Raw genomic sequence first — 21,040 nt, 5'->3', positions numbered from 1 at the left:
ACTTAAATAAGTCCGACCAAGTGCTTGATATCTTGTGGAGAGTATCCATCGGCGCGGTATTTCGATATCGCGCGGGCATCGTCGCGTTTGGCCAAGCGTTTGCCTGCCTCATCGCGGATCAGATCATGATGATGATAAAGCGGCGCCCTGTGGCCCAATAAATGCAGCAGCAGAACTTGCACTTGAGTGAATTCAAACAGGTCGACGCCACGTACGACATGCGTGACCCCTTGGCGCATATCATCTATGGCAGAGGCCATGAAATAGGCGGCGGTTTGAATATCTTTACGACCGACGACAATGTCACCAACGTCGCGCATAAGTGTATTTTTATCAATCGAGTATATGCCGCTGTTAATGTCACCCAGCTCATGAAATTTCAAATCAAACTCACCCAGAGCGTCGCAAGCGCGGTCCATATGAAGGCGTATCGCGTCACCGTTTTGGCGATCTGACATCAAACGGTGTTTACAGGTTTGAGGGTAAAGATGGTGCGGCACACCCTCTTGTGGGGCTGATGATGCGGCTGCGATATCTTTGCGACTGCACTTACAGGGATAGGTTAAATCACGTGAAATTAAGGCTTCAAGGCTTTGATTATAAATATCTAAAGACTGAGACTGAAACGAAGGGGCTTCATCCCACGTCACACCTAACCATGTGAGATCTTCAATGATTTGAGCGATATATTCTGGTTTGGAGCGCTCAAGGTCTGTGTCTTCAAAGCGCAGTAAAAATCGCCCATCATGGGCGCGGGCCATGTCATGGGCGATCCAAGCAGAATAGGCGTGCCCGAGATGCAACGGCCCCGTGGGGCTGGGTGCAAATCGGGTCACAAAGGACATTAATACTGACCTTCAAGCCATTCATTAAACTGAATTTTAGCGCGATCTGTGTAGGCTTTGTAGCGATCTTTGCGGCCGCGTCTGCCAGATTTTAGACCTTCGACAGGCGGGAACAATCCAAAGTTCACATTCATCGGCTGAAAGGTTTTTGCCTCAGCCCCGCCGGTGATGTGATGGATCAATGCGCCCGTTGCGGTTGTGCCGGGTGGCGATGTGATGGGCTTGCCCAGAATTTCATGCGCAGCCAAACGCCCTGCCAGCAATCCCATCGCAGCAGATTCAACATAACCTTCGACGCCTGTGACTTGCCCAGCGAAACGTACATTTAGCTTTGATTTCAAACGCATCTGATCATCAAGTAATGTAGGGGAGTTCAAAAATGTATTGCGATGGATACCGCCAAGACGGGCAAACTTTGCATTTTCCAAACCTGGGATCATTTTAAACACATCCGCTTGTGCGCCGTATTTCATCTTGGTTTGAAACCCGACGATATTGTACAGCGTGCCAAGTTTGTTGTCGCGGCGCAGCTGCACCACGGCGTAGGGTTTGGTTTCTGGATCATTGGCATTGGTTAGACCCACGGGTTTCATCGGGCCAAAACGCAAGGTTTCACGCCCCCGTTCAGCCATCACTTCGATGGGCAGGCAGCCGTCAAAATACCCAGCGGTTTCACCTTCGTGGAATTCGGTCTTATCCGCTGCCAAAAGCGCGTCGATAAAGGCCTCGTATTGGTCTTTGGTCATTGGGCAGTTGAGATAGGCTTTTTGCTCTTCCTCGGTCTCGCCTTTGTCATAGCGCGACTGCATCCATGCCACGTCCATGTTGATGCTGTCATGATAGATGATCGGCGCGATGGCATCGAAAAAGGCCAAGCGGTCTGCACCTGTCTCTTTCGCGATTGCTTGCCCCAGTGTTGGCGAGGTCAGGGGGCCCGTGGCGAAAATCCAAGTGCCCTCCGACGGTATTTCATTCACTTCGCCGAATTCAACAGTGATATTCGGATGGGCGTTGATTTGCTCAGTCACAAATTCTGCAAAGGCATCGCGGTCCACCGCCAAAGCGCCACCAGCGGGTAGGCGATGTTGTTCGGCGGCTGCCATGATCAAGCCGTTCGCAGCACGCATTTCCCAATGCAACAGCCCAACGGCGTTTTGTTCAGAGTCGTCTGATCGAAACGAGTTGGAACAAACCATTTCGGCCAAATTGCCTGTCTGATGCGCAAAGGTTTCTACCTTGGGTCGCATCTCGTGGATCACCACTTGAATACCCAAATTGGCTGCTTGCCAAGCAGCCTCTGATCCGGCCATGCCGCCGCCAACGATGTGGAGTGTTTTATCTGTCATAATGGGGATGTAGCCCGATTGCGGGGCTTAGAAAAGCAAAAAGGGCTGCGCGAGGCAGCCCTTTTCGATGTGTTAATAAAGCTTAGAGCTTAGAGGCCGCCGAGTACTGGCAGAGTTGACAAGTAGTCATATGCTGTCATCACGCGCTCAGAGGCACGCAAACCACGGTCGCCAGTTTCAAAGGAAACAGCCAAACCAAAGCCGTCAACACTTTCGCCGTCGATTTTGAGTGTGTCATAGGATGCATCAACCCAGATGTTGTCTGCAACCATGTAACCTGCGCCGATGCTCGCTTGTGTCAAGTCGTCGCCGTACGCGTCGAAGTAATCAACAGAAGCATTTAGACGGATGTTTTCACGGATGCTGTAAGAACCGGACAATGTGTAAACGTTGAGTTCGTCAACAACGATTGCGTCGAATTCAACTTCGTATGCGGCAACGTCACGTGACAGGCCAGCAAAGTAGATGTCATCCATGTCTTCACCGAAAGCAACGCCGAAGTATGCGTCGAGTGCGGCTGTGTCATAGTCAACGTAAACTTGGCCGCCATCGGATTCGAAACCGTCGACTTCAGTGTTGGTGTAAGCCGCACCAAAAGTCAGGTCACCCAAGGCATATTCTGCACCTGCGGTCAAAGATGTGAATTCTTCGTCTTCAATTTCAAAAACACTGGCGCCTGCAAAAACTGTGATTGCTGACGTAATGTCATAGCCAAGAATTGCTGAAATTTCTGAAATATTCAGATCACCGCCACCAATTGAGAACTTTGTACCTGACAATTCAGCGCCGTAAGTAAACTTACCTGATTTACCCTCAAACGCCGCTGCGCCTGACAAATTTTCAAGTGTATCACCGCCTTCAGACAATTCGGAGTAGCCCAGGTCGAACGACAGGTATGTTGTTTCTGCAAAAGCTGGCGCTGCGGAAATTGCGGCTAAGCCTGTAAGTGCGAGAGCGATATTTTTCATTTTTGGGATCTCCATTATAAATATGGGCTGACCTCTACGGCGTATTGGGTGAGAAAGACCAGCGCCTAAAATGGCAATGAATGGCGCAGTTGCACAGCGGCAACAAATGGGTCAGATTATTCTTATGCATAACATGATTTGAGGGCCCTAAGGCCCTCAAATGTAAAGTTTAATCAATTTAGCGTGATTGAATTTAACTCTCAGACGCGTCCGGTGTCTCGATTGCTGTGCCATCTACCACATCGCCTTCGTCTTCGTCGCTTTCAGCAATGTAAGCCACAGAAACGACAACTTCGCCTTTGCCTGTGTTGAACACCTTTACACCACCAGCTGAGCGCGAGCGGAAGGAGATACCTTGCACAGGGCAGCGGATCGATTGCCCTTTAGAGGTCGCCAACATGATCTGGTCATCCAGTGAAACAGGGAAGGACGCAACAAGAGGCCCGCCGCGCATCGCTTTATCCATCGCCGTGACGCCCATACCGCCACGGCCCCGAACGGGGTAATCGTGGCTGGACGACAGTTTGCCGGTGCCGCTTTCCGAAATGGTCACCAACAGTTCTTCTGCGGCTTTCATTTCCTCGAACCGTTCTTGGCTGATGGAACCTTCGATGGCTTCTTCATCCTCATCGGTTCCCTCAACCTCATCCGCGCCAGCTTGCGCGCGGCGCATCTTGAGATAGGCGGCACGTTCAGTGGCGTCCGCTTCAAAGTGACGGATCACTGACATCGACACAACTTCATCATCGGTCATCTTGATGCCACGGACACCAAGTGAAGCACGCGAATTGAACACGCGTACATCAGTGACAGGGAAGCGGATGGCGCGACCTGATGATGTCACAAGCATCACATCGTCGTTTTCATCACAAATGCGCGCATTGATCAGACGCGTGCCTTCATCTTCGCCTTCAAATTTCATCGCGATCTTGCCGTTCGATTTCACGTTGGTGAAGTCAGACAGGCGATTGCGGCGTACAGAGCCTTTGGATGTGGCAAAGACGATTTGCAGATCGTCCCATTCCACTTCGTCACGGTCCACCGGCATGATCGCTGCAATGCCGACACCTGTTGGAATAGGCAGAATATTGACGATTGGCTTGCCCTTGGCGGTACGTCCCCCAAGCGGCAAACGCCATGTTTTCAGCTTGTAGGCCATGCCGTCATCAGTAAAGAACAACAGCTGCGTATGGGTGTTGGCCACAAAGAGCGTGGTGATCACGTCTTCGTCTTTGGTTGCCATGCCAGACAGACCTTTACCGCCACGTTTTTGCGCGCGGTAATCGGCCAAAGGCGTACGTTTGGCCCAACCAGACGAAGTGATAGTCACGACCATGTCTTCTTTTTCGATCAGATCTTCGTCAGAGGAATCCCCAGACCAATCGACAATTTCGGTGCGACGCGGCACAGCGAACTGGGTTTTTACTTCGATCAATTCGTTCGAAATGATCTCCATGATGCGTTCGCGCGAGGCCAAAATTTCAAGATAGTCTTTGATTTTACCAGCAAGTTCTTGCAACTCGTCGGTGACTTCTTTGACACCGATCTGTGTCAGGCGCTGCAAACGCAGTTCCAAAATCGCGCGGGTTTGAACCTCTGACAGGTTATAGGTGCCGTCTTCATTGATCGTGTGCGACGGATCATCGACCAGTTTGATATAGGGCGCGATGTCATGAGCAGGCCAGCGACGCGTCATCAATTTGGCACGCGCTTCGGCCGCATCGGCAGAGGCGCGGATGGTGGCGACGATTTCGTCCACATTGGTGACAGCCACAGCCAAACCACACAAGATATGCGCGCGGTCACGGGCTTTGCGCAGTTCAAACGCGGTGCGGCGGGCAACCACTTCTTCGCGGAACGAGATGAAGTAGGTCAAAAAATCGCGCAAGGTCAGTTGTTCTGGGCGACCAGAGTTTAGCGCCAGCATGTTGCAGCCGAAATAGGTTTGCAGCGGCGTGAAGCGGTACAATTGATTCAACACAACTTCGGGCGTTGCATCCCGTTTCAATTCGACCACAACCCGCACGCCAACGCGATCTGATTCATCTTGCACGTGGGCAATGCCCTCGACCTTTTTATCGCGCACAAGTTCGGCGATCTTTTCGATCATCGTGGATTTGTTAACTTGATAGGGAATTTCATCCACAACAATCGCGTAACGGTCTTTGCGAATTTCTTCGACATGGGTTTTGGCGCGAATAATCACAGATCCGCGGCCCTCAAGATAGGCTTTACGCGCACCAGAGCGCCCCAGCATGATCGCACCCGTTGGAAAGTCAGGGCCGGGGATGATTTCCATCAGCCGTTCCATCGACAAATCAGGATTGTCGATCAGCTCAAGTGTGGCATCGATCACTTCGCCCAAGTTATGCGGAGGAATGTTCGTCGCCATGCCGACCGCGATACCGCCAGCGCCATTGACCAGCATGTTCGGGAACCGTGCAGGTAAGACAGTCGGTTCGCGCTCTTTGCCGTCATAGTTGTCTGTAAAATCGACAGTGTCTTTGTCCAAATCGCCCGTCATGTAAGAGGTGACTTTTTGCAGACGCGATTCCGTGTAACGCATCGCCGCCGCACTATCACCGTCCATAGAGCCAAAGTTACCTTGACCATCGACAAGCGGTAAAGACATCGAGAAATCTTGCGCCATCCGCACCAAAGCGTCGTAGATCGCGCTATCGCCATGCGGGTGGTAAGAGCCCATCACATCGCCGACAGATTTCGCCGATTTACGGTAAGTTTTGTCGTGGGTGATGCCTTTTTCGTACATCGAATAAATGATGCGACGGTGCACAGGTTTCAATCCATCGCGCAAATCCGGAATAGCGCGGCTGACGATGACGCTCATCGCGTAATCCAAATAAGAGCTTTTCATCTCGGATGTGATCGAGATGTTCGGCCCATCATGGAACATAGGTTCGCGTGGTGTTTCGTCTTCGGAGTCAGGAGTTTGTGGAGTGTCGCTCACGATGTCCGCCTGTGGTTGTTTTGAGGTCTATATATCGTTGACCTGCAGTCTACCCCAGACAGCATATAGGGCGCAATGGCTCATTGGGCCCTTAGAGGGCCGTCAATGACCTTGTGATGCGCTTTAAGCGTCTTTGCGTGCGGCCATGACCCAAGCGACGACCAGAAGCGCTGAAAAGATGAAATTATAGCTGGCCATAGACAGGCCAAACAGCTGCCATGACACCTCGTCACACATGACAATCGCTTTGGTGGCCGATCCGGGCAAAAGATCGCTGCCAGTCAGGCCAGACAAGGCGTTGCTGCCGCCAGTGCAAGAGGTCGGGCCTTCCCACCATTTGTATTCAACGCCTGCATGGAATGCGCCAATGCCCGATGTGATGGCCGCAGAAAGCGCCCCAAGCCAGAGCAAAACACGGGCCTGCACGCCCATATAGGCAGCCCCGATCAAGATAGCCGCCGCATGCGGCCATCGTTGCCAAAAACACATTTTGCAGGGTGGATATCCCATAGCTTGAAACAAGAAAGCACCAAGCAAAAGCGCAAGCGATCCACCCGCCGCCAAGATCACCAAATGTGTACGTGTCAATTTTTTCATAGGAATTTCACCACGGCAAAGCCGCCCACAAGTAAGATGACAAATAGGGTGAACATCAGACCTAAACGTTTTTCGATGAAATCGCGAATAGGTTCGCCGAATTTCCACAACAAGGCGGCAACAATAAAGAACCGCAAAGCGCGCGCGGCAACAGAGGCCGCGATAAAGATGGGTAGGGACAAAGCCGTCGCGCCTGACAGAATGGTGATGACCTTATAAGGAAAGGGTGTGACGCCCGCGATCAACACAGCCCAAGCGCCATATTGGTTGTATGTCTCTTTGAATTCTTCGAAATACGCGTCTTTGCCGTAGAATTCGAGCACAGGACGACCAATGGTCTCGAAGGCACCGTAACCGATGAAATAGCCAAGCATCCCGCCAGCGACCGAGGCCAGAGTGGCTACAAACGCGATTTTAAATGCATCTTTAGGGCGCGCTACAATCAACGGGATCATCAAAATGTCAGGTGGAATCGGAAAGACAGAGCTTTCAACGAACGCGACCAAAGCCAAAGCCCATAACGCACGCGGGTGCTGCGCCATGGACAGCGTCCAATCATAAAGCCGTTTCAACATATGCCCAAATCCTCAAAGACTGTTTTGTCTCTTTAGGCCGCATTGCTGTCTGTGGGTCAAGGTCAGATCTCCGCATTTTACCCTTTGAGGCGACACGCTGACACTAAACTGTGCATGTATCTATTGGTGCCCGGGGAAACTGCCGTGACACGTTCGGGCTGGGGCGTGCCGTTTGCTTCAATCACTTTGGTCTATATTGTAGATATCCAGAACTATATTTGTATCAGCCAATTGGGGCAGGGCGGTTTTCTTTGCTCTAAGACTGTTCGAAAATCAGGCAGATGGCTTTTCTCATTTGGGTGCGCACTGCTGGCCGGGCTTCTCAATCCTGTGGATGTTCCCATATCAGCTCTCAACAAAGCCAATTTTGATGAAAACAGGCTATGATTGCGGCCACATCGTGGTCTGCGATGTTTTTGCGCTCTGCGCGACTTTGGCGAATGGCCATAAAACTAAGGGGCAAGTGACGCGCGCGAAAAGAAAATGACATTTTTTTATCAAGAACTGTCATATCCCTCTTGTGGAGGGCGGCGCGCTTCGCTAAATCCCTCCCACGACGAAGCAAACGGTTTTAAACGACCCAGAACTTCGATCTGCCCGCGTGGTGGAATTGGTAGACACAGGGGATTCAAAATCCCCCGCTGTAACAGGCTTGGCGGTTCGAGTCCGCCCGCGGGTACCATTCCCAAATAGCATTCCTCTAGGAATGTCTGACAGACCCCAAAGCCATATGTGCTTTCGGGGTTTTTCTGTTTTTGACTTTAATGTCCTTATTTGCCTTCTAAGTGGCTTTTACGCCAAGATTAGCTGCACCACATCAGATCAAATCGTGGCGCTTTTTGTGATGCTTTGTCTTCAAATATTTAACCATAATTGGTCACTCACGGAGCATTTGGATCACGAATCATTTGCCTTAGATGAATCAGTTTCACGCTTTGATTCGCCATTTGAACGGCCTTACTGTTTCCAGAATAACGTAAATTGAATAGAGTGGATGGAATTGTTGAGCTGCTTGCTGGGATGCCGTCAGAATGGTGGCAAAAAAATGCATCACCCTACGTAACGATATCTTTTGACGCTGCGTTCAAAAGGTTAATGACCTAAGGGCAACTTGGGTCGTCTGCCGCTAGTCAGTAAGTGTTTGAAAAACATAGGTCTATAAGAATTCACCCAAAACATCACTTTCCTCAGGGTTGTGCTATACCTCAAGATTACACGCTTCATTTAGGCCGTTAACCAACTGCATCAACTGGTCTTTTTCATCTTTTTCGACCTGCGATGCGTGAAAACTTCTTTTGCAGTTGGGCCATTTGATCGTATGACTCAGGGTGCCCACTGGGGGGCATAATTTTTCGGCCACGGGGGCGGCCGCGTAGAAGGGTGATCGCTTGATCATCTGGCATACGTGTCCGTGTGGTATTTGGAATGGTTGCTCGTTCCGCTGCTGCTGTAGACATGTGTAACCCGCTTGCGGGATGAGGTAAGTTTTGCCTTGCTAGATGTTTCGAGTTCTCCGTTTACGTGGCTTTTGGTGGCCAGTAACGCCTTCGGGTAATCGCGTTTGGGGTGTCCATACGTGTGTAGGAGAGAGAGTATGGCAAAGTGTCTAGCATGACGAAGTGTCAAACATATCGTCTGAGCGCCCATCGCGCATTCTCCACCTTAAACGGCGTCAATCCCGTCTGCTTTGCTTTGGCAAAACCCCATAATCATTACACTTGCGTCGTCGTCGTGAACAGCGATGAGCGCGGCGGCAACCAGGAGCTTTAAACATGTCCGATTACACACTCGATCTCAACTCAACCGGCGCCGACGGGTCAACAACAGTCTCATCGACCACAGGTGGCGACGCAGTTGGTGTCTCAGTCTCGACACCAAAATCACATGGTGACTCTTTCCAAATGTCTGGGGGGGAGCTGGTAAGTTCATCCGTCGATAAACCGACAACTGCTGAGTTTACCTTCACCGAAGAAGTCTCAAATGTCACTTTTGAAGTGTTTGACGTCGATTCCGGTTATGGTTGGGACGATAAAGTCACCATCGTTGCACTTAACGCTGCGGGCGAAGAGGTCGAAGTTACATTTTCGGACCTGTACAAGCATGAAGTTGATGGGAATTCGGTCGAAGGCGACGGCAACGAGACCTCAGCCGTCGAAGGTTCTGGTGCGCTTGATACCGTAACCGTAACGATCCCTGGCCCAATCGTGAGCTTTTCAGTCATTCACGACAACGGCAGCGATTCTTCTACGTCTGGTACCGTAAAAATTGCTGACATTTCCTTTGACGAAGCCACGAATTTGGACGGTATCGTTTCAGGCACTGACGGCGACGACACAATCACGGATGATTACGAAGGTGATCCCGAAGGCGATATGATCGACAATGATGACGCATTGTTGGACGGTGAAGTCGGCGACGACGACATCGTTCACGCAGGTGCGGGCGACGATCTTGTGATTTCAGGTGACGGAGATGATGAAGTCTTCGGCGAATCTGGCGATGATACCCTATGTGGTGTTGATGGCGACGACGAGCTGCACGGCGGCACTGGCGACGATTTCTTGGAAGGCATGAACGACAACGATTTGCTCTTTGGTGAAATCGGTGACGACACTGTTGCTGGCGACGCAGGCGACGATGTTGCTTATGGCGGCGCGGGCGCAGATACGATCACAGGTGGTTCTGGTGACGATGAATTATATGGCGGCGCGCTTGCAAAAGACGTGACACTTGATTTCAACGACCTGACCACAGGCGAAGTTGTTGGCAATCAGTTCATCAGCGACGGCGTAACCATTTCAAGCGCCAGCGCAAGCAATCCAGTTATGGTCTTTGATACTGCCAACCCAACTGGGGGCGACAGTGACCTTGCAAGCGGCACGCTTGGCAATGTTCTGATCTTGTCAGAAGATGGCGACAGCACTGACCCTGATGATGACGCATCCGGCGGCACGTTTGTCTTTGATTTTGCTGACGTTTCAACAGTCAATAGCCTGACATTCCTCGACATGGATAATGGCGTAGGCACCGTGACATTGTTCGATGTTGACGGCGCTGTTATCGCCACGATCCCAACACCGACAACGGCCAACGGTGGCGTGGCGACGCTCGACATTGATACGGCTGGTGTTGCCAGCATGACGGTTTCATTGCCGGGCTCTGGCGCGATCGACAACCTGTCATATTCCGTTGACGCAGATGCAGGCGACGAAGCCGATTACATCGATGGTGGCTCTGGCGATGATTACATCAACGGCAATGCTGGTGACGATACGCTTCTGGGTGGCTCAGGCAACGATACGATCATCGATACCAGCGGCTCTGAAACTGTTGAAGGCGGGTCTGGCGACGACTTTATCGATGTGTCCGGTGCAAATTCTGGCCCAAACACTTTTGACGAGCTCGCCGCAGATCCATCACTCTTGCTTGACGCAGCGCTTGATGACACGCCGTACCCGACAAACATCTACGATGACGTAAACCCAACCGATGACATCGACTATGTTGACGGCGGTGCTGGCAATGACACCATATACACAGGTGACGATGCGGATACGGTTCTCGGCGGCGACGGCGATGACACCATCTATTCGGGCATCGATAACGATACCGTCTACGGTGGCTCAGGCAACGACACAATCATCGACGTCCAAGGCGCTGACTATGTCGATGGCGGCGACGGCGATGATTATATCGACGTGGGCAATGACACCTTCTCTGACTACGTTGGCGACGATCCTGCCTTGCCAAATGCTTTGTACCCATACGGATCAGACCAGAACACAGAAGACGGTAAAGACACCGTTTACGGTGGCGCTGGCAACGATACGATCCTGACAGGTGACGATGCGGATTACATCGATGGTGGTTCTGGCGACGATATCATCAATGCAGGCATTGACGACGATACGGTCTATGGTGGCACAGGCAACGATACGATCACCGGCGGTCATGGGTCTGATGAAATCTACGGCGGCGATGGCGATGATTACATTGATGCCTCTGATGTCGATGGGGTGATGAACCACACCGATGAAAGCGACGACACAGACCCAGTTCCAGAAAACGACAGAGACTATGTTGATGGCGGCGCAGGCGATGATACGATCATCGGTGGCGATGACACAGATACGCTTTTGGGCGGTGACGGCGACGACACCATCGACGGTGGCATCGACAATGACATGCTTTACGGCAACGCGGGCAATGACACGATTGACGGCGGTGACGGCGATGACTTGATCGTTGGCGATGACAGCGATCTGTCCGAAAACCTTTTGGTCAACGGCGCTTTGGAAAGCGGTCAAGCGGATGGCACTTTCTCGCAAGTGTCTTCGATCACAGGCTGGCAGTCCAATTCAGGTCTTATCGAGACTTGGGGCAACGGGTTCGAGGGTGAGTTCTCACAAGACGGCGGCACGTTTATCGAACTTGACGCCGAACGTGGCCTCGACAGCATCTACCAAGACGTGGATACAACTGACGGTGAAAGCTACACTATCAGCGTTGATGTGATGCAGCGTGTTGAAGGGTCTGAAGATCAGGTCGAAGTGTACTTTGGCGGTGTTTTGATCGATACGATTGAGCCAGGTGATGAGTGGGAAACCTACGAGTTCGAAGTCACAGGCTCTGGCGATGATCGTCTTGAGTTCCGTGAACTTAGCGATGAAAACTCCACCTATGGTCCTTTGCTCGACAACATATCTCTGACCAGCAACGATGGCAGCGATATCCTGAATGGTGGCGCAGGCGATGATACCATCTACGGCAACCGCGGCGATGACATCATCGATGGTGGTGACGGCAATGATACCATCACAGGCGGCACTGGCGCGGATGATATCTTTGGTGGTGCGGATGCGGATACAATCATTGGCGGTAACGCTGGTGATGTGGTTGACGGTGGCGAAGCAGGCGATGACAACGATACGCTTGATCTGTCAGGCGCTGGTCCGCTCAATATCACCTATGATCCATCCAACTCCGAAAACGGTACTGTCGATTTCCTAGATGGTGATGGCAATGTAACTGGATCGATGACATTCGAGAACATCGAGAATGTCATCCCATGTTTCACGCCAGGCACGATGATCGCGACACCGGAAGGTGAAGTGACTGTTGAAACCCTTAAAGTGGGCGACAAAGTCATCACCCGCGACAATGGACTTCAAACCATCCGCTGGGTTGGCCACAAGGTTTTGTCGACTGTTGACTTGATGTTGCGCACTGAGCTTTGCCCAGTGATGATCCGCAAAGGGGCTTTGGGCAATGACTTGCCAGAGCGCGACATGATGGTGTCACCAAACCACCGCATGCTCGTCGCGTCTGAAAAGGCGGCGCTCTACTTTGACGATCACGAAGTTCTTGTCGCTGCGAAACACCTAACCAAGATGGACGGTGTTGAGCTTATGGGCGCTGAAGGTGTCACTTACGTCCACGTGATGTTTGACCACCACGAAGTGATCCTCGGGAATGGCACTTGGTCTGAAAGCTTCCAGCCTGGTGACTTCACCTTGGCCGGTATCGGTGAAGAACAACGCGAAGAAATCTTCTCGATCTTCCCTGAATTGCGCGAAAAGTCCGGTCGCGGCCATTATGAAACAGCACGTCGCGTGCTGCGCAAGCATGAAGCTGAACTGTTGGTGTCCTAAGCACCCCGATAGCCAAGCTTTCACCCGAATGCCAGCCTTGGGGGCATGGCATTCGGGGTCATAACCTATCCATGGTTAAGACTGTCGAACAGCCATATGATTCTAAGATCCGTTTAGGGTTTTCGCTCTCACGTCATATGGCCGTTTCCAAATTTGATCGAAATATCAAATATCTGTGCAGTCGTTTCCACTTTAGAAACGTCTGCACATTATTGTGACGCACCGTTCGTATGGGGTTGAAATTTTCACCAAATCGTCCAAATTTTTATTTTTATTTAAGTTTTTCAGTTAGTTGAATGAGCGTAAGTTCTGCTCCCCCTGCGTCTCAACTGTCAAAACATACCATCGGGGGGAATATTCATACAATCTCCCTCTGTCTGGTTGCCAATTTAGTGGTAAATGAATGTTAAGACTGCATTTGCGGTTTTGATAAAGGTGACCTGCCAGTCGCCTATAGACGTTTTGATTTTGGGCGATGTTGACGCCCTACACCGAATGGGGATGTACGATGGCCGATATTAATGGCGACAGCGGCAACAATACGCTAAACGGCACCAGTGCCGATGATACAATTAATGGTCTTGGCGGTGATGACATCATCAACGGTGGTGACGGCAACGATACCCTATATGGTGATGCGGGCAACAGTTCTGACAACAGTGGTTTGGATGCAAGCGCTCTGTCTCTTTCAAGTTCGAACCTCGTCTCAGACAGCTCTTCAGGTAACAATAACGCCGATCCTGGTGACACAGCCATCTACGCAAAAGTTGCGCAATTGGATGATGGCACTTGGATTTCTGGCCGACTGGTTCTTGTTGAAACATCTGACAGATCTTTGAATGTCGATTTGAGCGGGGGCAACGGGGCTGAAATCCTGTTGAACAGCGGCAAAGGTTCATCGTCTCATGATGGTGGTGAAACGGCGACCTTCCGTTTGGAATTCTTTAACCCGACCACCGGCGAAGCGGTTTCCATCAATTCGACAGCGACTTTCAACGATCTTGACCGTAACTCGGTTGGTGATGTCGAATCTGTTTCTGTTGATTCAGGCTCCTTTACTGGATTTGGAACCAGCTCTGACACGTCCTTAGAGGTCACGAATACAGGCTCCGAAGTCATCGCATCAGGCACAGAGGCCAACAGCCCGTCAGATCAAGACGCTTGGTTCTCAGCAGAATTCGAGAACCAAACATCCATCACCTTCACCTTGACCACACGGACCACACAGTCTGGATTCTCAATGAATGGTGACTTGATTGATGACGTCGTCGTGACACCGCTGGTTCCTGGTAATGACACCATCGACGGTGGTGACGGCAATGATGTAATCTACGGCGAAGATGGCGATGACACGCTGACGGCAGGCGATGGTTATGACAAACTCTATGGCGGCGAAGGCGACGACACGCTGTACGGTGGTGGCGAAAATGATGAGCTTCACGGCGGCAACGGCGCGGATACCATTGTGGTTAATTCGATTGGCACCACGTCGAATCCGAACAACACCACAGTTTACGGCGATGGTGATGGTGATGCGACGGATCAAGATACCCTTGATGTCAGTTGGTTTATCGAGAACGGCTATGAGCTGACCAACAACGTGCAAAACCCCGATGATGACGGCAATGGCTTTACGGGCCAGATGACGTTTTACAACTCTTCCACGGGCCAATCGGCCAACGTCAATTACTTTGACATCGAAGAGTTCGTGATCTGCTTCACACCGGGCACAGCCATTGCGACACCGCGAGGTGAGGTGGCAGCTGAAACGCTGAAAGAGGGCGATAAAGTCTTCACGCGCGACAATGGTGTACAGGAAATTCGTTGGGTTGGCCAAAAAGACCTCACAAAAGCTGACTTTGATCGCCAAGAGTCTTTGGCGCCTGTGCTGATCCAAAAAGGCGCTTTGGGCAACGGTTTGCCTGAACGCGACCTGATGGTTTCGCCACAGCACCGTGTGTTGCTCACCTCTGACCGTGCGCAGCTCTACTTTGAGGAACGCGAAGTTCTATCGCCTGCGATCCATTTGGTTGGCATGCCTGGCATTTCGCAAGCGCGTCCTGCGCAAACGTCTTACATCCACTTCTTGTGTGACAACCATGAAGTTGTGCTATCCAACGGGGCTTGGACCGAAACGTTCCAACCTGGTGAAGCATCGCTTGGTGGCTTGAAATCCGCGCAACGTGACGAAGTGCTATCGCTCTTCCCTGAGCTTGCGACACAAAGCGGTTTGACCAATTACGAATCCGCACGTAAGTCATTGAAAAAACACGAAACACGTCTTTTGCTTGCCAGCTAAACACAGGCGCAAAAGCAGTAATAACAAAGGCGGCCTTTGGGTCGCCTTTTTTGCGTTTCAGGGAGTATAAAGTGAACCAATGTCCTCCGCCTGAAAGCAAAAAAAAGGCGCGCCTGATATGGCACGCCCTAAACTTTGTCGTCTGTGAAAAGCTTTAGCGTTCAGGCAGCAATCCACGCGGATTGAACCGAAGCACAAAGAGCAGCACCAGCCCCATCGTGAGGGGGCGAATATAGACCATACGATCCATGATAACCTCTTTGATACCACTGTCATCGGCCAAGCCAGAGGTCAGCACTTGGGCCAAGAAGCGCCCAATCGGTTCGACTTCGACCCAGAGGAACCAAATAAACAGACCGCCCAAAACAGCGCCCCAATTGTTGCCCGATCCACCAACAATCACCATCACCCAAACCAGAAAGGTAAAGCGCAGCGGCTGATAGGATGCTGGCGTCAATTGTCCGTCCAGCGTGGTCATCATTGCTCCTGCCAAGCCACAAATGGCTGCCCCAAGCACAAAGATTTGCAAATGGCGTCCGGTGACATCCTTGCCCATGGCCTCAGACGACACTTCGTTGTCTCGGATCGCACGCATCATTCGCCCCCAAGGTGAATTGAGCGCCAACTGCATGGCCGTGATCAACAAAAGAATGACTGCCAAAAACAAACCCGCATAGCAAAGCTTGACGAAAATGCTCGACGCGGTGACGGGATCTGCGCCGATAGATTGCATCATGCCAATGAACCATTCGCTTTGCTGCAAATCGATTTCATAAGGCACAGGGCGGGGCAGGCCGATGACGTTTTTCACGCCGCGGCCCATCCAGTCTTCGTTTTTCATCACCGCGATAATGATTTCAGCAATGCCAAGTGTGGCAATTGCCAAGTAATCGGAGCGCAACCCCAAAGCGGTTTTGGCCACAAGCCACGCAGCGCCCGCCGCGAACAAGCCACCAACCGGCCAAGCGATCAGCACAGGCAAGCCAAGACCGCCAAGGTTGCCAGAAATCGCGGGGTTTATTGCCTCAATGGCGGCCACAGCCGGATCAAACACCGCACGGAAGAGAAAGAACCCTGCGACGATCCAAGCGGTTACGATCAGCGCGCGGATACGCCCCTTAGCCAGCTTTTTCCACAGTAAGATCGCGCCAATAATAGTTCCGACGCCCAGCATAAGTGCAAACAGCACGCGTGGCCCACCCGCTTGCCAAGCCTCACCAACAGGAGAGGTCGAAACAAGTACAACGGCCAAACCACCCAGAGCGACAAAGCCCATAACGCCGACGTTAAACAGGCCCGCGAAGCCCCATTGCAGGTTCACACCAAGCGCCATGATCGCAGAAATCAGCCCCATGTTCAAAATGAACAAAGCCGAATTCCAAGACTGGATAAACCCAACGGCGATGATCAGGGCCGCCATGGCCCCAAAGTACAAAGGCGCGCGGTAGGCAGACGATGGGCTGTGATTGTGAGATTGGCTCATACCGATTTCCCCTTAAACAGACCTGTTGGCTTGAACAGTAAAACGATGATCAGGATCGCGAAGGACACCGCAAATTTATAGTCGGTGGACAAAAGTTGCACCAATCCCTCTGGTGCCCAAGTCTCTGGCACCAGATAGGTGACGACCTTTTTGAACGCATAAGTCAGCGTCACTTCGGAAAAGGCGATCACAAAGCCACCTGCGATGGCCCCCAGTGGCGACCCAAGTCCGCCAACGATGGCTGAGGCAAATATAGGAAGCAAAAGTTGCATATAAATGAACGGCTTAAAGGACTTGTCTAATCCATAAAGCGTGCCTGCGATGGTGGCCAAAGCCGCGACAATCAACCATGTGATGGTCACGACACGCTCAGGGTTGATGCCTGAGAGAAGCGCCAAATCTTCGTTATCTGCATAGGCGCGCATCGATTTTCCAGTGCGCGTTCTGTTCAAGAACCAAAACAAGGCGGCCACAACGATGATTGCCACCAGTACGGTGATGGCTTGCGTTGTGCGAATGGCAAGGCCCTCGGATAGGCCTGTCATGGATTTGAAATCACGCGCGGTGATGATGAAACGTTCCCCATCTGCAAAGCGCCGATCATCGGTACCAACGAACATCCGCACCGCGCCGTTCATCACAAACATGACGCCCATCGACACAATCACCAACATCACTGGCGCCGCTTTGACCTTGCGATAAAAACGGTACACTGCGCGATCGGTGGCAAGCACCAAAGCCATGGTGCACAAGATCGCAAACGGTAAAGCAAGCAGGGCGGTGGGCATGGGGCCAAAACTGATCCCAGCCGATTGCATCGCGGTGGTGATCAACACGGTAAACATCGTGCCAAAGGCCATGGTGTCACCGTGGGCAAAATTCGAAAACCGCAAAATTCCGTAAATAAGCGTGACCCCAAGGGCCCCAAGCGCAAGCTGCGCGCCATAAGCGGTGCCCGGCACCAGTACAAAATTCGCAAATGCCACTAAGGCGTTGAGAATATCCATCAATTCACCCTCTCACATGTGCCCTGAAAATAGGTTTCTTTTTGTGTTCCACGCACATCTGGAACGCGGTGCATCAACGTGAAGTTTTCGGTTGAGATTTCCATCTCATACGTCCCGCCTCCTGGCTCATTAAATCGCCCCGACATCTGCCCAGCAACAGCAGTCACAGCACCTGTCAGTTTGCGCCCGTTGTCGAATTGCATTTCGCCGTCAAAATCGTCACCGCGTTTGAAGTGCAAGGGTGCTGACCCGCTGCGGCAATTGGCGGCGCTGCCTTCGCAAATTGTTTCTGAGACACAGAACAATTCGGCAGGCAGGTTGGGTTTTTGATTTTCCACATAAGATGTATAGACGTAAATCGGCACTCCAATCACAATCGGCGTAAAAACGAGGGTCGGCACGACCAGTCTGTGCATCGTCTAACCCCCTAAGAACGTGCGGCGCACTTCAGGGTTTGCAAGAAGTGCAGCCCCTGTGTCCGTATAAGCATTGGCGCCTTGCACCAAAACATAGCCTTTATCCGCGATATCAAGCGCTTGTCTGGCATTTTGTTCCACCATAAGCACAGCGATACCTGTTTTCGCCACCTCGATAATGCGATCAAACAATTCATCCATCACGATGGGGGAGACGCCCGCAGTTGGCTCATCCAGCATTAGCAATTTAGGTTTTGTCATCAAAGCGCGGCTGACAGCAACCTGTTGACGCTGTCCGCCTGACAATTCGCCCGCGTTCTGATTGCGTTTTTCATAGACTGCAGGAAAGATTTCATAGACCTGTTCCAAGGTCTGTTGATAATCATCGGTGCGAATGAACGCGCCCATTTCCAGATTTTCTTCAACCGTCATGGTCGGAAAGATGTTTGAGGTCTGCGGCACAAAGCCCATGCCTTTGTACACACGTTCTTGCGGCGACAATTTGGTGATGTCTTCGCCATCCAGCACAACTGATCCGGTATGGATGTTCAGCATCCCAAACACGGCTTTCATCGCAGTCGATTTGCCAGCACCGTTCGGGCCAACAATCACGGCAATTTCGCCTTGTTCGACCGACAGTTCACAATCGTGCAAAATGTCCGCGCCGCCGTAGCCGCCAGTCATATGAGTGGCACTCAAATAGCTCATGCTGTGCCCTCCGATGCTGCTGGAATGGCGTCCTTGGTTAGCCCTTCGGTGGCTTCTTTGTTCTTGATGCCCGTGCCTAGATAGGCCTCGATCACCTGTTCATTTTGCATAATCTCGTCCGCTGATCCCGTTGCCATCACTTGGCCGGAAGCCATAACAATCACCGGATCACAGAGCATTTTGATGAACTCCATATCATGTTCAATCATGCAAAACGTATAGCCGCGTTCGGTGTTCAGCCGTTTGATCGCATCGGCAATGGTGTATAGCAGGGTGCGGTTCACGCCTGCGCCCACTTCATCCAGAAAGACGATTTTGGCATCGACCATCATGGTACGGCCCAACTCGACAAGCTTTTTTTGCCCGCCAGAGATATTGCCAGCTTTCTCATCCGCGATATGAGAAATGGTCAGGAACTCTAAAACTTCGTCGGCTTTTTTACGCAAGGCTGCTTCTTCAACCGCAATCTGACCGCGTTTGAACCAAGCATTCCACAGCGTTTCACCAGATTGATTGGCTGGCACCATCATCAAGTTTTCACGCACAGTCATGGTGGAAAACTCATGCGCGATCTGAAAAGTACGCAAGATGCCTTTGTGGAACAATTGATGCGGTTTCAAACCTGTGACGTCTTCGCCATCAAACAAGATTTGTCCGCTGGTGGGCGTCAAAACGCCTGCGATGCAATTGAAAAGCGACGTTTTTCCCGCGCCATTTGGGCCAATCAGACCTGTAATGGAACCTTCCTTGATGGAAAGCGATGCCCCGTCCACCGCGCGAAAACCGCCGAAATGCATGTGTAGATCACGCACTTCGATCATATAACTATCCCCTTGGGTTTACCGTCTTTTTTGTGGGTCGACTATGCGAACAGCCCGAGACAAAATCTCGGGCTGTGCAAAATATCTAACCGATTAGCGGTAGCCAACAGTGGTGATTTTACCGTCTTTGACAAGAATCTCACGGTAAGATCCAGCCGCTTCACCAGGTTCGATCAGCTCGGCAGCGGTGCCGCCCACATAGTCAATGTCACCGCCAGAGGCGAGGATATCGAGCGCTTTGGCCAATTCACCTGGGAAGATTTTTTCACCCGGCGCATTGGCAACACCCATCACGAAGTCTTTGTAGACCTGTGGGTCAGAGGAGCCAGCCGCTTGCATCGCCAGCAACATCATAGCACCTGCGTCATAGGATTCAGGGGCGTAGGGCGCTGTGCCATTGTAACCGTTTGCTTCGCCAATCGCGACGAGCAGTTCGCCACCTGGAGAATCTGATCCTGGAACTTGACCAGTAGCTCCTTCGATTTCAGTGCCAAAGCGGTCTTCGATTGTGTCACCGATCATCGCATCGGGCAGGTGGAAGCGATCAAAGGCACCTGTATCGAGGGCCGCTCGAATGATGCCTGGGCCACCTTGATCAAGGTATCCAACAACAACAAGAATATCACCGCCAGCAGAGGCCAATGCGCCCACTTCAGCAGAGTAATCCGCTTTGCCATCTTCATGGGATGTGTTGATGGTGACTTTGCCGCCCAAATCTGTGTAGGAGGATTCAAACGCATCGGCCAAGCCTTTGCCGTAGTCGTTGTTTGTGTAGGTGACAGCCGCTGACATCACGCCTTTTTCGAGCAGCGATTCAGCCATAACTTGACCTTGGCGCGCATCAGATGGGGAGGCGCGGAAGAACAAGCCGTTGTCTTCGATGGTTGTCAAAGAAGGCGATGTCGCGGATGGCGAGAACATCACCATGCCGTTTGGCACCGCAACATTGGTCAAAGCCGCGCCAGTTGCACCGGAACACAAAGCCCCGATAAGGCCAACGATACCGTCAGATGTGATCATGCGTTCTGCAACAGATGAGGCAACTGCCGCGTCCGTACATGTGGAATCGCCTTCAACGATGGCGACGGTTGTGCCGTCCAAGAACTTGCCGCTGTCTGATATTTCTTTGGCCGCAGCGCGCACACCGCCAGCCATGTCTGGTGCCAAAGATTCAGCAGGACCAGAAAATCCGAGCATAAGGCCCAGCTTGATTTCGTCGGCGTATGATGCGCCTGCCATAAGTGTCGTAGCCGCTGTGGCCAATAGAAGTTTTTTCATTCGTTATTCTCCCAGTTGAATCATTGTTCTGTGGGAAGCGTAGATCGACAGTTTCAAAATGAAAAGCAACTAGACGGG

The 21,040-nt window shown here is 51.7% G+C and carries 15 protein-coding genes and 1 tRNA gene; 4 read left to right on the top strand and 12 right to left on the bottom strand.

The window, feature by feature from the left end; translation table 11 throughout:
* Positions 1-2: 2 nt before the first annotated feature.
* The 6 genes from gluQRS to KO503_RS12210 all read right to left on the bottom strand — a co-directional run bounded on the left by gluQRS (position 3) and on the right by KO503_RS12210 (position 7,299).
* Entirely contained in the window at positions 3-845 is an 843-nt protein-coding gene (gene gluQRS, locus KO503_RS12235; RefSeq protein ID WP_215991832.1) for a tRNA glutamyl-Q(34) synthetase GluQRS, read from the bottom strand.
* Positions 845-2,191: a methylenetetrahydrofolate--tRNA-(uracil(54)-C(5))-methyltransferase (FADH(2)-oxidizing) TrmFO gene (gene trmFO / locus KO503_RS12230; protein WP_215991831.1), complete on the bottom strand. Its 1,347-nt coding sequence runs from the start codon at positions 2,189-2,191 to the stop codon at positions 845-847. The genes gluQRS and trmFO overlap by 1 nt, the downstream gene beginning before the upstream one ends.
* A gap of 89 nt (positions 2,192-2,280) precedes the next feature.
* Complete coding sequence (locus KO503_RS12225; protein WP_215991830.1) at positions 2,281-3,159, bottom strand: hypothetical protein; 879 nt, start codon at positions 3,157-3,159, stop codon at positions 2,281-2,283.
* Between the two features lie 193 nt (positions 3,160-3,352).
* Positions 3,353-6,127 (bottom strand): DNA gyrase subunit A, encoded by a 2,775-nt coding sequence (gene gyrA, locus KO503_RS12220; RefSeq protein WP_215991829.1) that lies wholly within the window; start codon positions 6,125-6,127, stop codon positions 3,353-3,355.
* A 123-nt stretch (positions 6,128-6,250) separates the two neighbouring features.
* A complete protein-coding gene (locus tag KO503_RS12215) occupies positions 6,251-6,724 on the bottom strand; it encodes a disulfide bond formation protein B (protein WP_354667588.1) in 474 nt (157 codons plus the stop codon).
* Positions 6,721-7,299 carry a YqaA family protein gene (locus KO503_RS12210; protein ID WP_215991828.1) on the bottom strand — a complete coding sequence of 193 codons (579 nt, stop codon included), beginning with the start codon at positions 7,297-7,299 and terminating at the stop codon, positions 6,721-6,723. Before KO503_RS12210 ends, KO503_RS12215 begins: the two co-directional genes overlap by 4 nt.
* 144 nt (positions 7,300-7,443) lie before the next feature.
* Between KO503_RS12210 and KO503_RS12205 the strand changes: the two genes are divergently transcribed.
* The 4 genes from KO503_RS12205 (at position 7,444) to KO503_RS12190 (ending at position 15,249) form a co-directional block, all read left to right on the top strand.
* Entirely contained in the window at positions 7,444-7,686 is a 243-nt protein-coding gene (locus KO503_RS12205) for a hypothetical protein (RefSeq protein ID WP_215991827.1), read from the top strand.
* A gap of 208 nt (positions 7,687-7,894) precedes the next feature.
* Positions 7,895-7,981 (top strand) — tRNA-Leu (locus tag KO503_RS12200).
* 1,090 nt (positions 7,982-9,071) lie between these two features.
* The gene (locus KO503_RS12195) at positions 9,072-12,950 is read left to right on the top strand and encodes a Hint domain-containing protein (RefSeq protein WP_215991826.1); all 3,879 of its coding nucleotides are present in this window, start codon (positions 9,072-9,074) and stop codon (positions 12,948-12,950) included.
* A 508-nt stretch (positions 12,951-13,458) separates the two neighbouring features.
* Positions 13,459-15,249: a Hint domain-containing protein gene (locus KO503_RS12190; RefSeq protein WP_215991825.1), complete on the top strand. Its 1,791-nt coding sequence runs from the start codon at positions 13,459-13,461 to the stop codon at positions 15,247-15,249.
* 154 nt (positions 15,250-15,403) lie between these two features.
* Here the strand turns inward: KO503_RS12190 and KO503_RS12185 are convergent, their stop codons facing one another.
* The 6 genes from KO503_RS12185 to KO503_RS12160 form a co-directional block, all read right to left on the bottom strand.
* Positions 15,404-16,732 carry a branched-chain amino acid ABC transporter permease gene (locus KO503_RS12185; protein WP_215991824.1) on the bottom strand — a complete coding sequence of 443 codons (1,329 nt, stop codon included), beginning with the start codon at positions 16,730-16,732 and terminating at the stop codon, positions 15,404-15,406.
* The gene (locus KO503_RS12180; protein ID WP_215991823.1) at positions 16,729-17,739 is read right to left on the bottom strand and encodes a branched-chain amino acid ABC transporter permease; all 1,011 of its coding nucleotides are present in this window, start codon (positions 17,737-17,739) and stop codon (positions 16,729-16,731) included. Before KO503_RS12180 ends, KO503_RS12185 begins: the two co-directional genes overlap by 4 nt.
* Positions 17,739-18,155 (bottom strand): hypothetical protein, encoded by a 417-nt coding sequence (locus KO503_RS12175; RefSeq protein WP_215991822.1) that lies wholly within the window; start codon positions 18,153-18,155, stop codon positions 17,739-17,741. Before KO503_RS12175 ends, KO503_RS12180 begins: the two co-directional genes overlap by 1 nt.
* Before the next feature lie 3 nt (positions 18,156-18,158).
* On the bottom strand, positions 18,159-18,863 hold the full coding sequence (locus KO503_RS12170; protein WP_215991821.1) for an ABC transporter ATP-binding protein: 705 nt from the start codon (positions 18,861-18,863) through the stop codon (positions 18,159-18,161).
* Positions 18,860-19,684 carry an ABC transporter ATP-binding protein gene (locus KO503_RS12165; protein WP_215991820.1) on the bottom strand — a complete coding sequence of 275 codons (825 nt, stop codon included), beginning with the start codon at positions 19,682-19,684 and terminating at the stop codon, positions 18,860-18,862. The genes KO503_RS12170 and KO503_RS12165 overlap by 4 nt, the downstream gene beginning before the upstream one ends.
* 93 nt (positions 19,685-19,777) lie before the next feature.
* Positions 19,778-20,962 carry an ABC transporter substrate-binding protein gene (locus KO503_RS12160; RefSeq protein ID WP_215991819.1) on the bottom strand — a complete coding sequence of 395 codons (1,185 nt, stop codon included), beginning with the start codon at positions 20,960-20,962 and terminating at the stop codon, positions 19,778-19,780.
* Positions 20,963-21,040 lie beyond the last annotated feature (78 nt).

Source organism: Pacificibacter marinus (assembly GCF_018860505.1).
GTDB lineage: Bacteria > Pseudomonadota > Alphaproteobacteria > Rhodobacterales > Rhodobacteraceae > Celeribacter > Celeribacter marinus_B.
Note: the sequence above shows the minus strand (reverse complement) of the source record. Positions and strands in the feature narration are given on the sequence as shown.

What these genes read in the sequence shown, in the direction of transcription:
- gluQRS (WP_215991832.1), bottom strand. Translation starts at nt 845, where the DNA reads ATGTCCTTTGTGACCCGATTTGCACCCAGCCCCACGGGGCCGTTGCAT.
- trmFO (WP_215991831.1), bottom strand. Translation starts at nt 2,191, where the DNA reads ATGACAGATAAAACACTCCACATCGTTGGCGGCGGCATGGCCGGATCA.
- KO503_RS12225 (WP_215991830.1), bottom strand. Translation starts at nt 3,159, where the DNA reads ATGAAAAATATCGCTCTCGCACTTACAGGCTTAGCCGCAATTTCCGCA.
- KO503_RS12215 (WP_354667588.1), bottom strand. Translation starts at nt 6,724, where the DNA reads ATGAAAAAATTGACACGTACACATTTGGTGATCTTGGCGGCGGGTGGA.
- KO503_RS12210 (WP_215991828.1), bottom strand. Translation starts at nt 7,299, where the DNA reads ATGTTGAAACGGCTTTATGATTGGACGCTGTCCATGGCGCAGCACCCG.
- KO503_RS12195 (WP_215991826.1), top strand. Translation starts at nt 9,072, where the DNA reads ATGTCCGATTACACACTCGATCTCAACTCAACCGGCGCCGACGGGTCA.
- KO503_RS12190 (WP_215991825.1), top strand. Translation starts at nt 13,459, where the DNA reads ATGGCCGATATTAATGGCGACAGCGGCAACAATACGCTAAACGGCACC.
- KO503_RS12185 (WP_215991824.1), bottom strand. Translation starts at nt 16,732, where the DNA reads ATGAGCCAATCTCACAATCACAGCCCATCGTCTGCCTACCGCGCGCCT.
- KO503_RS12180 (WP_215991823.1), bottom strand. Translation starts at nt 17,739, where the DNA reads ATGGATATTCTCAACGCCTTAGTGGCATTTGCGAATTTTGTACTGGTG.
- KO503_RS12175 (WP_215991822.1), bottom strand. Translation starts at nt 18,155, where the DNA reads ATGCACAGACTGGTCGTGCCGACCCTCGTTTTTACGCCGATTGTGATT.
- KO503_RS12170 (WP_215991821.1), bottom strand. Translation starts at nt 18,863, where the DNA reads ATGAGCTATTTGAGTGCCACTCATATGACTGGCGGCTACGGCGGCGCG.
- KO503_RS12165 (WP_215991820.1), bottom strand. Translation starts at nt 19,684, where the DNA reads ATGATCGAAGTGCGTGATCTACACATGCATTTCGGCGGTTTTCGCGCG.
- KO503_RS12160 (WP_215991819.1), bottom strand. Translation starts at nt 20,962, where the DNA reads ATGAAAAAACTTCTATTGGCCACAGCGGCTACGACACTTATGGCAGGC.